This is a genomic window from Methylobacterium aquaticum, assembly GCF_016804325.1.
GTDB classification, from domain to species: domain Bacteria; phylum Pseudomonadota; class Alphaproteobacteria; order Rhizobiales; family Beijerinckiaceae; genus Methylobacterium; species Methylobacterium aquaticum_C.
This window is the reverse complement of sequence record NZ_CP043629.1, coordinates 1-19,819: the sequence shown is the minus strand read 5'-3', so window position 1 is coordinate 19,819 and position 19,819 is coordinate 1. Positions and strand designations below refer to the sequence as shown.

20 protein-coding genes are annotated in these 19,819 nt (G+C 68.1%); 4 read left to right on the top strand and 16 right to left on the bottom strand.

From position 1 onward, the window contains the following. Positions 1 to 337: 337 nt before the first annotated feature. The 4 genes from F1D61_RS33095 to F1D61_RS33080 form a co-directional block, all read right to left on the bottom strand. Entirely contained in the window at positions 338 to 919 is a 582-nt protein-coding gene (locus F1D61_RS33095; protein ID WP_203159529.1) for a hypothetical protein, read from the bottom strand. A gap of 167 nt (positions 920 to 1,086) precedes the next feature. Beyond that, complete coding sequence (locus F1D61_RS33090; RefSeq protein ID WP_203159528.1) at positions 1,087 to 1,269, bottom strand: hypothetical protein; 183 nt, start codon at positions 1,267 to 1,269, stop codon at positions 1,087 to 1,089. A 149-nt stretch (positions 1,270 to 1,418) separates the two neighbouring features. Beyond that, positions 1,419 to 3,161 (bottom strand): DUF927 domain-containing protein, encoded by a 1,743-nt coding sequence (locus tag F1D61_RS33085; protein WP_246776052.1) that lies wholly within the window; start codon positions 3,159 to 3,161, stop codon positions 1,419 to 1,421. 1,655 nt (positions 3,162 to 4,816) lie between these two features. Then, the gene (locus tag F1D61_RS33080) at positions 4,817 to 5,002 is read right to left on the bottom strand and encodes a hypothetical protein (protein WP_203159531.1); all 186 of its coding nucleotides are present in this window, start codon (positions 5,000 to 5,002) and stop codon (positions 4,817 to 4,819) included. Positions 5,003 to 5,297: 295 nt separating this feature from the next. On the opposite strand from F1D61_RS33080, the gene F1D61_RS33075 reads away from it, so the two are divergent. Then, positions 5,298 to 5,897 carry a hypothetical protein gene (locus F1D61_RS33075; RefSeq protein WP_203159523.1) on the top strand — a complete coding sequence of 200 codons (600 nt, stop codon included), beginning with the start codon at positions 5,298 to 5,300 and terminating at the stop codon, positions 5,895 to 5,897. Positions 5,898 to 5,963: 66 nt separating this feature from the next. Further along, positions 5,964 to 6,347 carry a hypothetical protein gene (locus F1D61_RS33070; protein ID WP_203159522.1) on the top strand — a complete coding sequence of 128 codons (384 nt, stop codon included), beginning with the start codon at positions 5,964 to 5,966 and terminating at the stop codon, positions 6,345 to 6,347. A gap of 393 nt (positions 6,348 to 6,740) precedes the next feature. On the opposite strand, the gene F1D61_RS33065 is transcribed toward F1D61_RS33070, so the two are convergent. Next, a complete protein-coding gene (locus F1D61_RS33065; protein ID WP_203159521.1) occupies positions 6,741 to 7,391 on the bottom strand; it encodes a ParA family protein in 651 nt (216 codons plus the stop codon). A 137-nt stretch (positions 7,392 to 7,528) separates the two neighbouring features. On the opposite strand from F1D61_RS33065, the gene F1D61_RS33060 reads away from it, so the two are divergent. Then, entirely contained in the window at positions 7,529 to 7,867 is a 339-nt protein-coding gene (locus F1D61_RS33060) for a hypothetical protein (RefSeq protein WP_203159520.1), read from the top strand. Between the two features lie 78 nt (positions 7,868 to 7,945). Then, positions 7,946 to 8,176 carry a hypothetical protein gene (locus F1D61_RS33055; protein ID WP_203159519.1) on the top strand — a complete coding sequence of 77 codons (231 nt, stop codon included), beginning with the start codon at positions 7,946 to 7,948 and terminating at the stop codon, positions 8,174 to 8,176. 88 nt (positions 8,177 to 8,264) lie between these two features. Here F1D61_RS33055 and F1D61_RS33050 read toward each other — a convergent pair whose 3' ends face one another. The 11 genes from F1D61_RS33050 to F1D61_RS33000 form a co-directional block, all read right to left on the bottom strand. Further along, entirely contained in the window at positions 8,265 to 8,579 is a 315-nt protein-coding gene (locus F1D61_RS33050) for a hypothetical protein (protein ID WP_203159518.1), read from the bottom strand. A gap of 58 nt (positions 8,580 to 8,637) precedes the next feature. After that, the gene (locus F1D61_RS33045) at positions 8,638 to 8,934 is read right to left on the bottom strand and encodes a helix-turn-helix domain-containing protein (RefSeq protein WP_203159517.1); all 297 of its coding nucleotides are present in this window, start codon (positions 8,932 to 8,934) and stop codon (positions 8,638 to 8,640) included. Next, the gene (locus tag F1D61_RS33040; RefSeq protein ID WP_203159516.1) at positions 8,931 to 9,539 is read right to left on the bottom strand and encodes a recombinase family protein; all 609 of its coding nucleotides are present in this window, start codon (positions 9,537 to 9,539) and stop codon (positions 8,931 to 8,933) included. The genes F1D61_RS33045 and F1D61_RS33040 overlap by 4 nt, the downstream gene beginning before the upstream one ends. Positions 9,540 to 9,665: 126 nt before the next feature. Further along, entirely contained in the window at positions 9,666 to 13,643 is a 3,978-nt protein-coding gene (locus F1D61_RS33035; protein ID WP_203159515.1) for a hypothetical protein, read from the bottom strand. A 137-nt stretch (positions 13,644 to 13,780) separates the two neighbouring features. Then, a complete protein-coding gene (locus tag F1D61_RS33030; protein WP_203159514.1) occupies positions 13,781 to 14,263 on the bottom strand; it encodes a phage tail assembly protein in 483 nt (160 codons plus the stop codon). 40 nt (positions 14,264 to 14,303) lie between these two features. Beyond that, on the bottom strand, positions 14,304 to 14,567 hold the full coding sequence (locus tag F1D61_RS33025) for a hypothetical protein (protein WP_203159513.1): 264 nt from the start codon (positions 14,565 to 14,567) through the stop codon (positions 14,304 to 14,306). Positions 14,568 to 14,674: 107 nt separating this feature from the next. Further along, on the bottom strand, positions 14,675 to 15,598 hold the full coding sequence (locus tag F1D61_RS33020; protein WP_203159527.1) for a hypothetical protein: 924 nt from the start codon (positions 15,596 to 15,598) through the stop codon (positions 14,675 to 14,677). Between the two features lie 92 nt (positions 15,599 to 15,690). Next, the gene (locus F1D61_RS33015; RefSeq protein ID WP_203159510.1) at positions 15,691 to 16,593 is read right to left on the bottom strand and encodes a hypothetical protein; all 903 of its coding nucleotides are present in this window, start codon (positions 16,591 to 16,593) and stop codon (positions 15,691 to 15,693) included. A gap of 29 nt (positions 16,594 to 16,622) precedes the next feature. Then, positions 16,623 to 17,171 (bottom strand): hypothetical protein, encoded by a 549-nt coding sequence (locus tag F1D61_RS33010; protein WP_203159509.1) that lies wholly within the window; start codon positions 17,169 to 17,171, stop codon positions 16,623 to 16,625. A gap of 240 nt (positions 17,172 to 17,411) precedes the next feature. Continuing rightward, complete coding sequence (locus F1D61_RS33005; RefSeq protein WP_203159508.1) at positions 17,412 to 17,846, bottom strand: hypothetical protein; 435 nt, start codon at positions 17,844 to 17,846, stop codon at positions 17,412 to 17,414. A gap of 471 nt (positions 17,847 to 18,317) precedes the next feature. Next, a complete protein-coding gene (locus F1D61_RS33000) occupies positions 18,318 to 18,893 on the bottom strand; it encodes a hypothetical protein (RefSeq protein ID WP_203159526.1) in 576 nt (191 codons plus the stop codon). Between the last annotated feature and the right edge of the window lie 926 nt (positions 18,894 to 19,819).

Below are 19,819 nucleotides of genomic sequence, written 5' to 3'. Positions count from 1 at the left end.
ACCGCCACACGCCTCATGTGTTCTGCCACATCCGAGTGTGGCGGGATTTTTGACGTTTCCCCTTCGAAACCAATGACTTGGCCTTGGCGTCACACTTTCACACCGTCACATCGCAAAATTAGCGCGCACTGGAAGGAAAATGCTAAGTGCCTGATCTATATATATATATATATTTACAGAGAAATATATTGATTCCTACGCAAAATCTCACTTTTTCATATTTATGCCATCCCGTCGATTTTAGGGTGTGGCAAGTGTGGCGGTGTGGCTTGGATGCCTAACCTCTTGATGATAATCAGTAATTGGATGCCACACCTGCGAGCATGGCGCGCCACACTCATCCCGATTGTGTGACGTCCGCCCTCCCGCTCTCGATTTTGCACTCGTCCTCGTCGACGATTTTCCAGTCGGTCGATAAATACCGGGACTCGTCGTATAAATCGGCGAACGTCACCCCGGCCTCGTGCCCGAACAGGTTCGCCAGCAGGCCGATCTCGCGGCGGACCCCCTCTCGCGCGAACGCCTCGACCCGCCTGGCTTCCTCCCGGGTCGCGCCACTGTCGTGAGCGACGAGCGCGATGGCCATGTGCAGCTCGCGCGCGAGCGCGAGCGCGCCCTCGAAGAACAGGATGCGAGCGGCCCGCGCGTTGGGGAGGGTGGGCGCCTCGGCCGACACGGGGGATGGCGCGGGTGCCGTAGCCTCCGGCCGCAGCCGGACCTTCAGGCCGTTGCCCAGTGCCTGGCCGATGTCGCGCCGCTGGTTCACCTGGACTCGGGCCACGTCGACGTTGATCCGCGCTGTCCGCCCCTCACCGACGATGGCTTCGCCGCTCAAGATCCCGTTGGCGATCCAGTTGGAGACCGCGGACGGCTGGACATTACAGAGGCGAGCGAAGGCGCTCTTGCTGATGATACGCATGGTCACTCCAAGTTGTATTTCAGGCTTTGTGAACTCGCGACTTCACCACTCTTCATGAAGTCGCTCCACTCTTCACGCTTTGAAATCAGGCTCAGACTGCCGGAATTCCGCGTGCTTTCCGCCCGTGGTTATCCCCTCCCAGGGAGGACCCGTGACGGGGTGGGGGTCTACGGGCCGGCGAGACCCGCCCGGCTCCGCTCGCGGGCGATCACCTCGCGGTCGAGGTCGGCCCACTCCTCGGGCCCGGCCCGCCGCGCCCGCATCGCGGCCATCCGCACCGCGAGCGTCTCCGCCTCCTCGCGCGACCAGCCGGCATCGTGCTGCAGGATCGCGGCGCGCTCCTCCACCATCCCATCGTCGGACGGCGAAGCCTCAGAACCAGGGCTCGCGGAAAAAAGGGCCGCGCCGCCACCGGCACCCACCGCGCGCGCGAGGACGGGAGTCGGGGAACGACGCAGCCCTGCGAACCGGGCCGCGATATCGGGGCGGGCAGGGCCGGTCATTCCTCGTCTCCCTCAAGGATCGAGCAGGACACGCGATAGACGCGCATTGACTTGCCGCCGACTCGCTCGGATCTAGTACGCTTACCGGTCGGATCTTTTTTCAGGAAGCCAGCCTCAGCGAGAGCATCGGCCGCTGCTCGACGGTCTAGACCGGCGATAGCTTCAGCGAACCCCGACGAGTGGAAGAGATAGTCTCCATCCTCAGCGGTAGTTTCCCCTCGCATGCGGTAGCCGGCGACCCGCTGCGCCCGCCACGCGCTCTCATCAAGAGCCTTGTCGGCCGAGATGAAGCGTGCCGGGCCGTGCTGCTGGAGGAAGTGCCTCACGGCCGTAACGGCGTCGCGGTCCTCGCTCGCCCCGACGCCGCCCCGGGAGCGCACCCACGATCGGAACAAGGCTCCGGCCGCCTCCGTCACCGTGCCCGGCGAGAAGGGCAGGATGTCGAAGGCTGTGGCGAGCTCGCCCGCCGCTGCGACGAGGCCGAAGCGCTGAGCGACACGGACCACCTGCCCCGAGGCGCCATCCGGCACGTGCTCGGAGACGAAGGCCGCCATGTGATCCCTGGCGGTCCGGATCGCCTCCGCCTTCCCTTCCAGGAGCCTCTGGACAAAGGCCGGGCCGGCAGTCCCGTGCTGGTGCGCCGTGCGCTCGCGCAAGGCATCGGCAAGAGCCCCTGGCCCGGCAAAGGGCCCGACGTGGTTGAATAAGCCGAGTCCAGCGCCAGCATCGGCGTCGACGTCGACGAACCTCACCCCTTGGCCCGCCTTGGCCTGCCGGTTCGCCCCACCCTCGGCGAGGCGCTGGGCAAGCCCGATCTCACCCGTCGAGAGGACGCAGACCCTCCAGCGCGTCCGCGCTCGAAGGTCACCGTCCGCGCGAGATCGCCCCTTACCCGATCCTCCGGTAAGGACATAAGCCGCTGCCTCAAGGTCACGTGGCTCAATCAGGCCTAATTCGTCGAGACAAAGCAGACTATCATTATGGGCGCTCGCCGTTCCTTCAATGGCGTTTGCTGTCGTCCGCCAACTCGTGGCGAAGCCAAGAGGCCCGCCGCCGCCCCAAATACTGCCTGCGAGGCGGAGCGCTGTGGTTTTGCCGGAAGAACTGGCCCCCACGTAATTGAAGGCTCCGCCCTCGGCGCCGAGAGGCTCGAGCAAAGGCCCCGCGAAGCCGAGCCCGAGGGCAAATTCCAGTCGCGTCTGCCCCTCCGCCAGGGCCGCTACCTCTGCGCGCCAAGTCGCAAGATCGCCCGCGATCCTGAAGTGGGCTGCACTCTGCCCCGACTGAAAAACAATGGGCTCGGCCTGCCGGTTTGGAGCTGCCGCCGTAAAGGAGGGAACGGCAAAGACCTCGCCCTCGCCGTGCCATCCGGCCTTGTTGACGATGACCGCCCGGAGGTCGACCCGCACCCCGGCGAGCGCCTCGGCGAAGCGTTCCTTGGCCCCGCGCCTGCTCGCGAGCCACAGACCGCGACTCGCCAGGTCGCGGCGCACCTCGCCGGCCTCACCCGATGCGAGGTCGCCGTAGCCGATGACAGCGACCTGGATCCGGTTGTCACTGTCGCGGAATGACAGGACGAGGGACCATCCCGTGCCGTCATCCGCTCGCGCCTTCGCGTGAACCGCGAAGGGGCCGGAGAGGTACTCGGCCGGCCCATCGGGCCTCGGCTGGTAGGCAAGCCCGACAGTGTCCATCCGGAAGCCGGGAGGCCAGGTTACCTGCGGGGAGAGACGCGCCACGGGCGGAAGGTCGCCGATCGGGACGGGAGCACGATCCTCGGCCGGCGGTAGAGAGGGAGGCGGAGGAGCCGGCCGGTCCTTCCGCGGTCGACCGCGCCCGCGCTTCTGAGGAGCGGGCTCGGGCGGCGCCTCGCTTGCGGCAGATGGGGACCCATCGATCAGACCGACGATGAGGGCAGAGGTGTCTTCGATACGCGACACAGACACGCAACTGATCCTTGTGTTGCCGTGGAACTGCGCGGATCATCTACTGATGAATATCGCGCCATGGCGTTTAGACAGAACTAGTCAATCATTGGCGGAACAAGCCAAGACTATCAATCGACAAGGGTGACGGCAGGCGTGCGGAATCTCGCCAGAACACGGCGAGCGATCCGACCCTGCCCATCGGCAGCCCATACGACGATTCAGATGATGCGGTGGCTCATCGAAGGCCCCGCGCTGGAGCCTTGTGACCTTTGGGCCTGGGCGGACCGGCTGAGATTTCAGCCGGTCTGTCGACACCTGCTGGATTCTGGCGCTGCTTCGACCGGTGAGACGCCGCCGGCCGATCGAAGCGACCAGAAAATCCCTTCTGAGAATCTTCTCTCCCCATGGCCGTTCGAGCCTGACCCCCAGTCGGCTTCCGCTTCGCGATCCAGGCGGCCCACTCTGGCGAGACGACCCGGACCACGTTCGGCAAGTGCTTGGCTCGCTCCTGCGGCCGCTCTTCGATCCGGACGAGGCCGAGCCGCTTCGCGAGGCGCAGGGCCCGCTTGACCGTGGAGGTCGAGACGCCGGCACGCGCGGCGATCTCGTCGTGGCAGCGGTCGCATAGACCGCGGGCGTAGCACTCCGCGGCGATGACGAAGAGCGCGGCCTGTTCGCCCGGTGTGAACCGCCATGCGAGTGCCGGGGGAGGCCGGAGGCTGCGGCGAGCGTCCGCGCACGCTCCCGGGCCTTGGCGCGGTCCGGTGGGCGCTGGGCGGGCCGCTTCGGGGGAAAAAGGGACCAGGTCCGCGGCGGCTTCGCGGCTGTGCCCGGTGCCGGCCGATCGGCCTGGGGTGCCTCGACGGCTTGTCCGAGAGAGACGGTTGCCGGCGCTCGCCAGGACCGCCGCGCGGTCTTGAGCGCGAAAATCTCCTGCGACAGCCGGTCGACGGCCATCTCGTCGAGTGCGCCAGCGGCGTGCTCCTTCCAGAGGCGCGCGGCCTGGTGGTCGAGCTGCGCGAGCGTTGCCGTCGCAAGCTCTGCGCGGATCTGGTCCTCGAGCAGGGTCGTCCCTGCCCTCATGGCGTGCGTCATCAATCGGCCCTCTCGGGCCGCGGCAGATCGATCGGAGGCGCCGGCAAGCGCTCCGTTTACCAGACAAGCCGCCACCGTCGTCAGAACTGACGTTCTGACTTGACTCCCGAGGGAGCGTCTGGCGATATCGGGACTGTCTTACGTTTCCCGACGTCGCCGCTTCGGTGGCACCACGGCCCCCTCCCGGCAAGGAGTGGGGCCGTTTGGCGTTCTAGGGTCTCACTGCAGCGGCGGTGGTCTCCATGTCCGGCCGCGACTCGCGCGGGAGCGCGGTCCGGGTTTGCCAGCGTGACGTAAACCGCACGCCGTCGTCAAACGTGTTGTTTCAGAGTCACGCCCCGAACCCGCTGAGGGTGACTTCCGCACCACGATCATGTCGCCTTCGCGGGCGGCTCGACAGGCTGCCCCTCGGCCGCCAGCCCCTTCATGATCAACTGGCGGATTGCCTCCGACTCCGTCGAGATCCGTGCGCTGAAGCGGTAATTCGCGATCGCCTCGATCAGCCAAGGCTGCAGCGAGATCACCTTGCGCGCCTCCATTTCCTGCTTGCGACCCACGCGCCCTCTCCGACTCGGGAAAGAGGCGTCGATAGCATCACCGCTATGCGTGTCCAAAATGATACACCTCCATCACCGATGCGAGCGGCGACTCTGATGTCACTTTCACGATTGACAGCGCGAGTCGGTGAAGTGGATATCAGTGCTAGCAGAAAAAATCGGTGAACGACACCTGCTGACGCTACAAATTGACTCACCGCGGGTATGCATGCCGGCGGCCCGGTAAGCGCGCCCGTCCGGGCGTCGCCTCCAGCCTTCCACCAGCACATCACGACAGAACGGGGAGAGGCGCGCCATGGAACGTGGTCGCGGGACGATGACGCACGGCCCGGCGGATGGCGGGCCTGCCAATGCGGGTCGTGAGGGCATGGGCGCGCCGCGCCTCCTCGCCACCCTTCTGGTCGGGGCGGACGTACCCGAGGTGACGGGCGACACGGCCCGCCTCGTGTCGACCGTGCCGAACGGCTTCCTGGACGCCTACATGGACTGGATCGCGGCCTATCAGCCCCCCCGCGCCGCGCCCCGGGGCGCCATATCGGACGCCTCCGGCGCGTGGTCGGGCGTCCTGCTGCCGGCGCAGCGCGAGGCGGCACGGCTCCTCGTCGAGCTGTTCGACCTCATCGACATCGACACGATCACCCCTCACCCGAGCGGGGGGTATCGCATGGTCATCGCTTGCCCCCTTGCGGCGCACGACCGCTTGGCGCTGTGGGGCGCAAGCCTCGACCTGCTCGCCGACTTGTTCGACGCCCCCGCAGGCGATAGCCCGGATCCTGATCCCATCACGGCGCTCGAGCCTGGGGTGCCGCAGGAAATGGCAGGCCTGATCCTCGGCCTCTACGGCGAGGCCTTGGGCAACGCGTCCGAGATCCCCGACGCCCGGCCGGCAGCCTGAGGGCCTGAGCCTATGGCCTCCCCGTTCCCTGCCCCCTATGCAGCAATGGCCGCCTACCGGGAGGCCGTGCGCCTCCTCGACTGCCTGCTCGCCAGTGCATCACCCGGCACGAAGCCGCGAGGCTTCAGCTTGACGGCAATCCTGGTCGCGCCCGCCTTCGACCGCTTAGCGACTTGGCTGGCCTCCCGGCCTGACCCAACAGCCATCTCGGCCTGTCCCATCGAGGCGGCCCAGCGCGAAGCCGCGCGGCTGCTGCCTGCCCTCATGGCTCGGGTGGAAACCATCCGCCCGTTGCCGTCGGGCGCCATCGAGTGCCGCTTCGCCTGCGATGCCGTCCTCTTCGATCGCCTGATGGTCTGGGGCGCGGCCGTCGAGGACCTGGAGGCGTGGGGCGAGGACGACGAGGACGGCGCCGACGCCGAGCCGCCCGATTACGCCTCAGCAGCATAACTGCATCCCTATTTTTACGGTGATAAAAACCACTCAAATAACACCACATAAATACCAAAAAACCTTAACGCCATCCTGTAGCAGATGGCTTCCCAATCACAGCGTCGATCCCCTCCAGGATCAGACTATGCACCGACCGCCCGCGATCCTCAGCCAGCCTGACGAGCGCAGCGTGACGAGCCTCGTCGAGATAGACGGTCTGGCGGGCGGCCACGGGTCGACGCCCGCGAGGCCGCCCCCTGCGCCCAGGGGTAGCCTCAGCTTGGGAGGCTGAAGCAGGCTCGTCAGGTGAGACAGGGGCGTCAGTCTGGGCAATCTCTTCGTCTTCAGCGACCAAGCTGGAGGCGATGGCAGCAGCCGCATCGGCAAGCTTCGTCGAGGCGTTCCGCCGCTTCATTCCATGTCTCCCAGTCGCGTCAACACCGCGTCGGCCAGAGCGGCAAATTCGAGGGCGGAGGGGCCGTCAGGAGGCACGACCTCGCCACCAGCGAGGCTGTCGGCCACGACAGCCCGGTATGAAATTGCGGGGGCGACCGGCTCAGTAAGCGCCGCAAGGGTCGCCACCACGTCCCGACCGGCCGAGGTCCGTCGATCGATGCGGCTCGGCACGACCAGGATGTCGGGCCGGGTCCGCTTCGTGGCGCGGCGGTTCCGGCGGATAGAACTCACCGTCTCGGCCGCACCGCGAACATCGAGCACGGTCGCCCCAGACGGCACGAGAACCAGGTGCGCGATCGCAATGGTAGCACCGAATGCCGCTCCCATAGCGCCAGGGGCATCGATCAGCACGAAGGCTTCGGATCTGGCCTGGACGCTCTTGACCCAGGCGGACACAGACATCTCGTCGCCCGCCTCCAAAAGGTGGGCGACAACCGGGTAGCCGAGGCGTCCGCTCTCCGCGATCGAAACGGCATGCGCAGCCGGGTCTGCGTCAAGGACGGCCACCGTGCGCCCGCGCCGCCGCAGCTCGGCCGCTAGGTTGAGAGCCGTGGTAGTCTTGCCGACGCCGCCCTTGGTCTGCGCCAAGCCGATGATCGTCGCCATGGTACCCGCCCGTGTTTGTCGCGGCATATTAGTGGTACAAAACCGCCACAGAACCGTTAACGCATCACCATCCCTCCTGCTACCGATTTCAGGTAGGCAGCACCACATACCAGGCACGGCAAAGCGAGGAATGGATCATGCGGGCAAGGGAAGTGCTGGGCGACTTCAGGCGGGCCCAGGGGCTTACGGAGGAGCAGGACTGCGACCAGCACACCTTCAAGGTGCGGGTGGTCTACGCGCCGGGCGGCAATCTACCCATCATTGGCAGCCCCGCCATCGTCGCCGCCCATTTGCGCGTGCAGGCACAGCACGTGGACGGGTTCTGCGCCTTTCGTGACGTCTTGGATGAGGACCTGATGGATCCAGGCGTCATCTTCCACTTCACGAGTGATGAGAACCGGCAGCGCTTTCAGCAGGGCTGCGAAAAATACCTGCGCCGCCGCCTTTATCAAGCCCTGCAATTCACGTTTATTTAGTGTCACAAAAACGTCCTATAAGTGGCAAAAATCCATGCTGGCCACGACTAACTGGCGTGGATAAAATGGATAAGGTGAATGCCAAAGACGAGCTATACCGGCTGGCGGTTCAGCGTTCAGGCGCATGCCGACGGTGGATGGGCCGTCCATGATGCTGGCTACATCTCCGCTGCCACCAACGCACAGCGGATCGTTGCGGTCTGCCCTGATCGTCGTGAAGCGGATGCGATTTCAGCCTACTTGAACAATGACCCTGAGCTCGGCCGACGCCTATTCGCCGACTGCCTCTCGCAGCTTGATCACGCTTGAGAGCTGCGGACTCCGCGCCGCCACCGTTTGGACACGCAAGCCGCCCAGGCAAAGGCGCATCCAAGCGGTGGCAAATCTAACGAGCGCATCAGCGCCTGAATGGCGAGCGCTGAGCGATTTCGTCGTAAAGAATAACTATCTTCTCGATTGTAGCGCGAGCGTCCTCATCGGACATCGCAAGGGCGGAGGCCATAGCACCACCTTCGTCGCCCTTGGCCTCGTGCGTCCTGAACGCCGCATGGATCTCAGCCATATTTGGGCGCAGGTTCTCAGGCAGGGTCTCCTCAGGACGAATATTTATCAAGCCGCCGATGTAGGCGTAAGCAAGCCGAACCTGCAGGCTATCGTCGCTACGGGCTATGCCGAGCACGGCAGTGTGTAGCTTTTCCCAAGCGTAATCCACGATGCAACCCATTCTCAATGAGACTGAGCACTAACGCGCGAAGCGGCTGTAAGTGCAATCACGCCGCCTCCATCTCCACCTTCAGGCTCATCCGGCCCTGACGCGCGCCAGGGGCGACCTTGATGCTGATCTCGATGTCAGCCCCAAGCGCGCCCGCAAAAGCAAGCAACCGCTCGCTTGAAAAGCCTCTTGTTTGGCCCCTTAAGACCTTCGACACTTCGGATTGGGTGACGCCCATGCGCTCGGCCGCCTTGGTCTGCGTGAGGCCGAGCTTTTTGATCTGAGATCTAATCAAATCCACGAGATCCGACTTGTCGAAAAGTCCGATATTACCCTCGGCGACGGAAGCTTTCATGATGCCACCTCCAATTCGGTTTTCGATGGGACAGTTGCGTCCCTGATCCGCAGGATGGTCTGCCGGCTGGTCTTGAAGGTCCGCGCCAGGGCCGACACGCTCGCACCTTCCCCGAGCTGGCGCGCGACCTCCGCGCGCTGCTCACCGGTGAGACTGGCCGGCCGGCCGAGCCGTCGGCCTTCCGCCCGCGCCCGGCTCAGCCCGGCCTGGGTCCGCTCGATCAGGAGATCGCGCTCGAACTCCGCGACCGCGTTGATCACGGCCATCGTCAGCTTGCCCGTCGAACTCGTCAGGTCGACCCCACCCAAGGCCAGGCAGTGGACCCGCACCCCGAGCTCGTCGAGCCTGGCGACGGTCGCGCCGACGTCCATGGCGTTGCGGCCGAGCCGGTCGAGCTTGGTCACCACCAGAACGTCGCCCGCCTCGAGCCGGTCGAGAAGGCGCGCGAACCCGCGGCGCTGCGCGACCGCGGTGGATCCCGAGACGGTCTCGGTCACGAGGCGGCGCGGCTCGATGGTGAACCCGGCGGCCTGGATCTCGGTGAGCTGGTTGTCGGTGGTCTGGCCGGGGGTCGAGACGCGGAGGTAGGCGAAGGTGCGCGGCATGAAGCAGTTTTGTCCGAAAACCCTGACCGGAACCGAACACATGTCCGGAATTCATAAAGGCTAGATTTTGAACAGGATGGTCCGCCCTGTCCAAAACCGGTCGGTTCCGGACAGGGCCAGCCAGCATCAGGCGAAGTTGTTGGCGAGCCCCCGCCGGACCATGCCGGTGGAGGCCTGCCGGCCGACACCGTCCCCGCCGCCGCCCTGGCCGGCCGACGGCACCGTGAGGCTCGCTGCCTGTGCCCGGGCTGACGCGATCGCCGGCCCGATCTTGGCGAGTTCGGCGTTGAAGCTTCTCGCCAGAGCGATCGCCGCAGAGAGAGACGAGGTGTCGACTTGCGGCGCGACCGTCATGTTGAGGCTCGTCAGCTTGTCGTGCGCCTCGCCCGACTTCTGTCCGAGCCCTTCGACCTGCGATGCGTCGATGTTCGGAGCGATCGTCTCGCTTCCGAGCGCCTTGATACGCGCCTCGAGGCCAGAGATCAGCCCTTCGATCTCCGCCCGCTTCGCCGTGAGGTCGCGACCGAGCCCAGGCAAGCTGAGCGCGGCGGTCGCGGCCTGTCGTTCGCTCACAATTGCCAACTCGGCCCGGTAGCGGGCCAACTCCGCGGCAGCCTGCGCAATCGCCGCGCCGTCGACCGGAGACTGGGCCGCTGTCGGAGCCGTGGCCGCGACCGGCGCCCGAGCGGCGACCGCCGCCTGTGGTGCGGTGGCCGCGACGGGAGCCTGAGGCGCGACCGGAGCCGCGATCGGCACTTCTTGCCCAAGAGCCCGGCCGCGCGCCGCCTCGCGCAGGCGCTCGTTGATCGCGTCGCGCTGGCCCTCAAGCTCGCCGAGCACCTTGCGATGCCCCGCAAGAGCCTGCCCAACGCGACCGGCCGGCGCCTCGCCGTAATGGGTGGTGAGGCGATCGATGATCCCGCGCATCCCGCCGATACGACGGTCCAGCTCGTCGCGCTGTCCCGTCTCCGTCGCCTGCTGGCGCCGAGCCTCGCCCAGCTCGCGGGCGATGCGGGCGGTCGGACTTTCCCGGCCGGCGAGCAGGTTCGGGAGAGCCTGCTCGTTGACCGCCCCAGCCTCGCCCGCCGCCGCGCCGATCGCTGCCGGCACGCCGACTCCCCCAGCGTAGCCGAGGGCGCTGCCGGCCGCCGAGGACGCGGCCCCGCCCATCCGCAGGGCGTTGGCGACGATGCCCGTTCCGTCGCCGGCGAGCTTCGTCATGAGGGCCCCGGCGACCTTGGGGCCGAGCACGGCCCCGAGGATCGACGCGACCACACCGCCGCCCTCGACGGCCTGCGGGTTCTCCCGGAGCTTCGCGGAAGCCGAGGCCGCCGCATCGGCGAGCCCGTTGAGGGCGACCGTCGCCGGATTGATCGCCGGAGCCAGGGCCTCGCCGAGAAGCTGCGCACCCTGAGTCTTGGCGCCTTCGAGAGCGACGGCGGGGTTCTCTCGACGTACCTTCTCGGCGTCTTCCAGTCCCCGCACCTTCGTGAAGCGCTCCTCGTTGCGCTTCAGCTCGCCCTGCTTGGTGACGAGCTTACCGATGAACTCGGCCGCGTTGCGATCATTGAAGATCGTCGTCAGTGTATCGACGAACTTGCCCGAGTCATTGGGGTCGAACCCCTTACCCTTCCTCGCCAGGGCGGGTTCGAGCACCTTGAGCGCCCATTCGAACGGGTCTTGCTGGAAGGTGTCGCGGCCGATCATCCGGCCATCTTTCCCCATCAGGCCGAATGACTTCGCGGCCGCCTTCGACTCCTTCTTCATCCGCCCGGCGACGACAGCGTTGGAGGCGGTGTAATGCGCTTGGCCGGCGCTTGGACCACCCATGTCGTCGATGATCGACGGCGCGATAGCGCCGAGGAACCGGGGGTTGAGGCCCGCCACTGCGAGACGGCCGGTCTTGGCGTACTGATAATAGTCCTCGCCGCGCAGGGTGTCACCGAAGAGCTGCATGCCCTTGGTGGCACCCTGGAGGTATACTTCGAATTTCTTCGGATCGTCCGAGATCCCCATGTTCTCGGCGCCGCGGATAATACGCGCAAGGTCGCTCTGTGCTTCATCGCGGGTGCGGAAGTTCTGCAGCATGACCTGCGAGCGCGCCACCGGCTCAAGGGTGTCGCTCGCCGCCTTCGCGTTGCCGCCGAGATTGACGTGCAGGGCCCGATACAGCTCGCGCAACTCGGTCGGGTTGAGGGACGGGAACTGTTTCGACAGCGCGTTCGCGCGGTCGAGCCCGATCTTGTCCTCCTCCGGAGTCAGGCCCACCGCCCGCCCGCGGGCCGTCTCCATCTCGCTCTGTCCGGCCGTGCGGGCGCCGGTGCGGGCCAAGCGCTCGGTGCCGTAGAGGGCGCCGCCGGCCCCGACGAACCCGGCCGCGGTCCGGGCGTGGTGCCCGACCTCACGCCGGGCGCGAGCGCCCTCGCGGTCCTGGCGCGCCGCCTCCCGGGCCGCCCGGGCCCGCTCACGGGCGACGGCGCGCAAAGCGGTGGCTTCCTGGCGGGCCGACTCCTGAGCAGCGCGGGCGGCCTCACGGGCTGCTGCGACGCGCTCGCGGGCCGCCTCACGGGCAACGCGGGCGGCCTCACGCGCCGCCTGCGCGGTCTCGCGGCTCCCGTCGCGCTCGAGGCGCCGAGCCTCCCGCGCCGCTTCCCGGGCGGCCTGGATCTTCTCGCGGGCTGCCTCGCGGGCCACCCGCGCCGTCTCGCGGGCCGCCTGCGCCTCGACGCGGGCCGTCTCGCGAGCGGCTTCTCGGGCCGCCTGCGCCGCCTCGGAGCCCGCCCGCCGCTCCTCCTGCGCACGCTGGCGCGCCATGCGGCTCGCGAAGGTGAACCGCTCGCGGAAGGCCTGCCCGTCGCTCGCCGCCGCCGCGGCCGTCTCGGAAGCCCGCTGGCGCTCCATCCGGGCGGCCAGCCCCATCCGCTCGCGCATGCCCCGCACCGCCGCGGGATCGAACGTAACCTCGTCCGCGGGCTTGGCGTCGGCCTTCGGGGCCGGGCGGAGCAGGGTCGCCGTACGCCGCTCCTCGGCCATCTCGCGGGCCCGCGCTCGGACCCGGTCCTCGATCTGGCCCCGATCGGCGTCGAGGATCTGCGCGTGATACCGCGGGTTGATCGGCCCGAGCGCCTTGACCTGGTCGGCGCGCATCCGCGTGACCTCGCGGGCGAGCGCCCGCGTCTCGGCCTTCGTCAGATCGAGCGCGGCGAGGTCGCGGGTCAGGGCGTCCGAGAACCCGGCGAGGGGCGGGGGTGCGGCTGCGAGATGGCGCACGGCCGCATCGGCGCCCCTCGCCTTGGTCTCGACTTTGCCGAGTCCGGCCGCCGCCGAAGCGGCAGTGCCGGCGGCCCGGCCCACCCCGTCCGGCGTCGCCGGCGCCAGGCTGACGGGAGCCGCGGTGGATGATTGACCGCCGGGCCTCGGCATCAGCGCATCGATCTCGGCCGCCGTGCGGCGACCGGGCTCGATGAGGGATTGTGCGGTCCGCGCCCGGGCCGCGGCCTGCGCGGCAGCCTGTGCCCGCTGCTCGCCCTCAGTCTGCGCGATCAGGGCGCGCAGACGCGCCTCCGTCCCGGTGAGGCGTGCGGCCGGGCCGCCGTTCGGCAGCAACTTCGCGCGCATCTCCTGCACGGTCGCGCGCTGACCGTCATAGGCGCGCTGCGCCCTGGCCGCCGCGCGCGCGGCCTGCGCCTGCGCCGCCTTGGCGGCTGTGAAATTTGCTGCGACCTGGTCGACGAGCCCGTCCGCCTTCCAGGTCGCGTAACGGCGCGGGTCGGTTTTCTTCACCCGGGCGAAGTGGTCCAGCGTGTCCTGGCGCTTCTTCAGCAGCGCGTCGGCCTCGGCGAGGTCGGCGCGCGCCTTGCGCAGGTCGACGCCGAGGTCGATCAACCCGCGCCCGGCCGCCTTGAACCGCGAGACGGCTTCGAGCTTGCCCCGCAGCGCGTCGAGGCGCTGCGCGACCTTGTCGAGGCCGGCGGTGGACCCGCCGAGCCGGCTCAGGTTCTTTCCCGAGTCCCCGAGCTGCTTCAGGGCGCCGGCCGCCTTGGCGGCGCGGGCCGATACGTCATCTTGCAGTCGGATGACGAGGGACGACGTAACGGTACCCATGGCTTACTCTCCCCGCAGGGTCATCGCCTCGCCCCACCAGTCGGCCAGCTCGGTCCAATCCTCGGACAGCCAGCGATCGAGGTGCGGGCCGAACACCGCCGTCACCAGCGCGACGGCGGACCGCCAGCCCTCGGGCCTCAGGCGGAGGTCGGATCGCCCCGCAGGGCGAGGGGCAAAAAATCCACGGCCGCCGCGTCGAGCTTGTCGAAGTCGTCCGAGTCGAGCGCGTCGAGGGCGGCTTGCGGCAGCGGCACGCCGTCGGGGCGCTCGTACATCGGCAGGCTCGCCTCCTGCCCGGCCTGGACCGCAGCGACGTAGGCCCGGACCTCGGCGACCCGCAAGCGCCGCACGACGACGGTATCCACCCGCACGCCATCGACGACGATCGGGAAGCCCAGCGTTACGGGCACGTGGCGCGCCGGCCCACCCTCGGCGAAGGCGACGATGCAACCGGGCGCCGAAGCGGCCGGCGGCGGCGCAGCGGCCACCGCGGCCGGCACGCCCCCAGGCGACGAGGCGGCGGCCTCCGCGGGATACATGCCGGCCGGCGACGAGAGGAGCCCTGCCGCGGCAGCATCGGCCTTCGAAGCCGGTTCGAATTTAGAGAAATCGATGGACACTGGTGATCCTCTTCAAGATGTGAGTTGGTATTAGCCTACGCTATGCACCGATCTTCTTCGGTTGATGAGCCTTGGCGTGCGCCGCGCCGATCCGGCGCGCGGTATCCTCCCGGGCCACACCTCGGACAGCCGTGGAGCCCTCGCCGGCCGCGAGCTTCTGCTCGACCTGCGCCATCGCGGCAGCGTGCGTGTCGCACTCGGCGACGATCCGGTTCAGCGTCGCGAGCGAGAGGCCGAGCGTCTCCGTCTGCGCGAAGAAAGCTTGGGCCCACGGGCGAGAATTGTCCTCGCCCTGGCGGGCCACCCGAAATGCCGCGCTCGCATCGAATTTATCAGATGACATCGCATAATTACTTTCTCTGCTTGAGAATAGATAAGGTGGGCCGGATACCGGCCAAACTGGTGCGCAGCTCAGGCCGCAGTGACATCCTCGTCGAGGGGCACGATCTCGACCTCCGGCGCCGAGGCGACGGGCTCCGGGCCGAGGGCCTTGCCCCACAGCGGCGTCGTCCGGTCGAGGTGCTCAAGGATGCTAGCCGGATGCCGCACCACGTCCTCCCGCCAGTAGGGCACGTGGCCCACGGCGAGGGGCGGCAGGTTGAGGGTAGCGGCGAGCGCGGGAAGCGAGCGGCCGGGGATCTCACGCACGCGGGTGATCCGCCGGAAGCGTCGCAGCGTGACCGTCACCGGCGGCTGTCCGATGACGCGCCAGATGCCGGTGGCGCCGTCCGGGTTCGGTTCGACCTTAGCCTGAGCCTCGGGGTCCAGCCGATGGCCGCGGGGGCCGCACCAGGCGGTGAAAATCTCGTCCTTGAGAACCCGCTCCGGCGTGTCCGGCTCGCGCCGCACCAGCGCCTCGGTGGGGAACAGCCGCTCCGCGCCGGCCGGCAGCGCCTCGTTCGCAGCGATCACCAGGAGATCGGCCTCGGCGACCTGGCGGAGGACGGCCACTAGGTCACGGGCGAGGCGTGGGTACTCGGTCGCCAGAACCTTCCCCGCGGCAGCGGAGGCGCGCTTCGCGGCGGCGTAGCGCTCGCGGCGGCCGGCCTCGTCCTCCTGGACCTGCACGGCGGCGATGCGCTGGCGCAGAGCGGTCACCAGCGCTGCGGCGCGCTCCTGCTTCACGCTGGCCGCCTCGCGGGCCGATCGAAGCCGCGCCAAGCCGGCGTCGTCGCTGTCCAGGAGACCAGCCTGGTAGGCGGCCTCCGCCTCGGAGACCTCCCCGGCCGCCGCCGTCACTTGGGCCTCGGCGGAAGCAAGGGCGGACTCCAGCTCAGAGCTCGGAGCGTCGGGGGCACGAACCACGCCGATCAGTGATTTCAGGGTCTTGAGCATCGGTGTCTCGTTGGACGGTGAGCGGTGGGCGGTGGCTCTCGCCGCCCGTCGCGCGTGGATCGCGACGGGCCGGGCGGCGAGGTTCGGAGGCGTCAGCCGGCCACCGGCTCGTGCTTGATCTCCGGGACGCGCTTCGGCGCCGGACGGCTGACCGCGCTCGCCGCCGCGATGGCGTCGAGGCGGCGCAGGATCTGGTCGGGATGAGGGTCGTGATCGTCGAGCGCCCAGGCCAAGGGCTCGCCCGGACGCAAGGGCGGCAGCACCAGTGCGCTCGCCAGCGGGTCGGAGTACTGCGCCCGGACAGCCGGCAAGGCGGTCGTCTGGTGGAAGGCGCGGCGCTCGAAAAAGCTTTGCCCGTGGGGCGTCGACGAATAGCCCCGCCGGTCGTCCTGGCGGATCACCCGGGCCTGCCGCTCCGCCGGTATGGGTTCGGCCGAACCTTCGGGGCACCACAACTCGACCGTGCGCTCGTCGAGCACCTCGCGCGCTGCGCCCGGGTGGGCGCGGGCGATGATCTCGACGCGGGACAGGCGCTCGGCCCCCTCGGGCAGGTCATCGTTCGACCGGGCGACGGCGAGATCAGCCTCGGCGATGACGCGCAGGAGCGCCAGCGCTTCCTGGGCCAGGGCGGGATACTCCCGCTCCACCCGCTCCACTGCGGCGTCCCGCAGGGTGCGCGCGGCAGCGTAGGCGTCGCGCTTCCGAGCAGCATCTTCCGAAGCACGGGCCGCAGTCAGACGCTCATCAAGCGCGACGACGAGCTGTGCGACACGGTCGCGCCGGATCTCGGCGGTCCCGCGTTCGGAGGCGAGGCGGCCCATCGCCTTGTCGTCGGCGGTGAGCAGCGAGTCGCGATAGGCCGTCTCGGCCTGGCTGAGAGCGGTCGCCGCCGCCTCCGCAAGGCGTTGGGCAGCGGATAGGCCGTCGGCGACGGCGTCGGACGAGGCTGCGGTATCGGCGGAGAGGGCGACGAGACTGGCGAGATCGTGCTTCACGGGATCCTCAGGATCTGGAGGGACGGGGATCAGGCGGGGAGCCCGTGGCGGGCCCGCATGCGATCGGCGAGCGTCGCGGTCACGGCAGCCGGGGCCGGGACCGGCCCAGTGCTCGCGGCGGGAAGGCCGTGGCGAGCCCGCATGCGATCGGCGAGCACGGTGGAACCGGCGGCAGGGGCCGACACCGGAGCGGCGCTCTCCATGGGAAGGCCGTGACCGGGCCGCGTTTCGTCCGCCGCCGACAGCATCTTCGCGATCGGCGCGTCACCAGCGCCCAGGCCGGCCGCGTGCGGCTCGACCGGTTGCGCTTCCTGCGCCCGAGGGATGATGCCGAGTGCGGCGTGCTGCTCCCGGCGGGCCGCCTCGCGCGTCTTGCCAGCCTCACCGTGGGTCGCGCGGAAGGCGACGCCGTTGGCGGCAAGCTGCGCGCTACAGGCAGCCAAGAGGCGGTTGCGGAACTCGACGCTCCGGGCCTCCTCGGCGGTGCCAGCCACAGGAATGGGAAGTTGCTGCGCGCCGTGCCGCGCAGCCGGCACCTTGACGCCCCACGGGTTGGTGGGTTGGGTGGCAAATGTCATGCTGTGGTCTTTCGGGTGTCGACTGCCCGCGCGCCTTGAGCGCTGCGTGACTTTCGATGGTAAAAGGTGCGGCCGCGTTGACCTTGACTTGATGTCTGCATGGCGAGGCAAGAGGTCAACTTGCCGTTGTTCGACGGGCCGCGACGCCGTCAGGATCCCTCGCCAAGGGGTGGTGGCCGAGACTCGGCCAAACCGAAAACCGACGGCTCCCCCGTCTGATTGGGGGGCGCCATCGTGGGATCACGCGCCGGGCGCGGCCGTCGAGCCTTGCTCCGCGGCGAGCGCCTTGGTCAGGGTGGCCCGAAAGGCCGCGAGACCCGCATCCTTGAGCTTGCGCAGATGGGGGCGGATCACCCGGGCATCGCGTCCGGTCTCCGCGGATATGCGCTCGGCCGTATCGGCGAGCGCGAGGTCGAAGGCTTGCGTCATGGCGCTCACCGCCTCGCGGGCGGCCTCGACCACCTCCGCGGTCGGGGTGAGTTCGCCGCGGGCCTTGGCGAGCGCGATCTCGCGCAGGCTCGCGTCCGCCTCCTCCCGGCGCGCCTTGGCCGCCCCGGTGCGGCGCGGCCCCTCGTAGGAGGAGCGTCGGGCCGGTAGCGCGCTGTCGAGGTTCGTGTTCTCCGCCCGGTGGCGGACCACCGCGGCGTAGGAAACCAGCGTATCGCGTCCCTGCACGACTGGGTTCAGGTCTTCGGCGTAGCGCGTGATGTAGCGAGACAGGCTAGATCTATTGATCGCGACCCCATCCGCAGTCAGCTTTCTGTGAAGCTCACTGATTGAGACTAGATCTGTGCAATCTGTGCTCATACTTGTGCACCTGTGCATCGGTTTTTGAACAGAGCAACTAGAGAAATCCCGGGTGCTTTTCGCCCGCATGGGTCCACCCCCCTCAGAGGGACCCATTGGGGGTGGGGCGGGCAGGGTCGGACAGGAGTGCGAGGCGGGGACAGGCGAGGACGCAGCGCTGCGAGGCGCGACCGTCCGGGGCGGGATCGCTGTCGCGCAGAGAGATGGGCCTCGCCGCTGGGGCGGGCCGGGGCAGCGCCCACAACGAAAAACGCCCGGCGGAGTGCGCCGGGCGTTTTCAAACCTTCTGAGGGTGCTCTGACCCTAGTCTAGCTTTCCCTGGCCGTCAAGCTGCTCAGCTTAGGCCGCCCCTCGCTCCAAATTTGCCTTTAGTGTCCGTGCCTTGCGCCTGGTCACGGGCACCTGTTTGACCGGCTCGGAGGCCCAAATCGTCAGAGGCGCAGCCGGCCCCGTGACGGCGAACTCGGAGCATTCGGCCCTCGCCGCCGTCAGCATCCCGAGAACTGCGTGCCAAGCGACGTAGCGGGCGCGCTCGAACGCGACGATGTCGAGGGGCGCGTCCGGGACGGACTCGTAGCTCGCGATGTCCCGGGTGCCATGGCGATAGACCGGACGGCGGCGCCAGGCCACATCCGTCACGTCCGGCCGGCTATCGCCGCGACCGTGGGTGATGACGAGGACGGTCATCGGCAGGATCGTGAGGGGGCGGGGCAGGCCGACCGGCACACGGTCGTTGCGGCCCTCGCCTCGCCCCCCGCGGCGGCGCGTGGCCTGGATCGTCGCACGCCCGCCCGCGAGCGTGATGACCTCGCCCCGGCGTTCCGCCGTCTCCGCGTCCCAGACCACGAAGTCGGCGCCGGCCCCGTATTCGATGAACATGTCGGGGAGGGCGAGGACCGCATCGTGCAGGGCCAAGAGCCCGTCGGGCGTGGCGGCGAGTTGCTGGAACGCCTGGCGGGTCCGGGCTGCCTGGTTGGCCGCATAGCTCGACGTGTCGACCCGCTCCGGGCCGCCGAGCTGCGATCCCGGCGCCGGGGGCCGGAGCCGAGGCCAAGCGCCACGGCGCCCGCGGCCTTGCCGTCCCGGCCGTACTGGTCGACCCGCTGCTCGCGGTAGGCACGGACGAGAAGCGCCTCGATGTCGATCGCCTCGCGGGAGATGGTCATGCCGGTCACCTCGTCGGATGGCAGTGGAAGGGACGCACTACGACGAGGCGCAGCGAGAGTTCGGGTGAAGATCCCAGGCTGCCGAAGCGCGCCTTAACAAGGTCTTTCAGTTGGCTGCGGCTGTACTCAGCTTGCGCTTCAACGTGGCGAACCGGCAACAGATCTCGCGTGATCCACCCCAGGGAACAATCCATACCTGGATATTCCCCACAAGGTCGCATTGCGGCCGAGAAGCTCGCAAGGGGCTGCATTCAGGCCGCCCCCACTCCCGGCGACCGCCACACGCCTCATGTGTTCTGCCACATCCGAGTGTGGCGGGATTTTTGACGTTTCCCCTTCGAACCAATGACTTGGCCTTGGCGTCACACTTTCACACCGTCACATCGCAAAATTAGCGCGCACTGGAAGGAAAATGCTAAGTGCCTGATCTATATATATATATATATTTACAGAGAAATATATTGATTCCTACGCAAAATCTCACTTTTTCATATTTATGCCATCCCGTCGATTTTAGGGTGTGGCAAGTGTGGCGGGTGTGGCTTGGATGCCTAACCTCTTGATGATAATCAGTAATTGGATGCCACACCTGCGAGCATGGCGCGCCACACTCATCCCGATTGTGTGACGTCCGCCCTCCCGCTCTCGATTTTGCACTCGTCCTCGTCGACGATT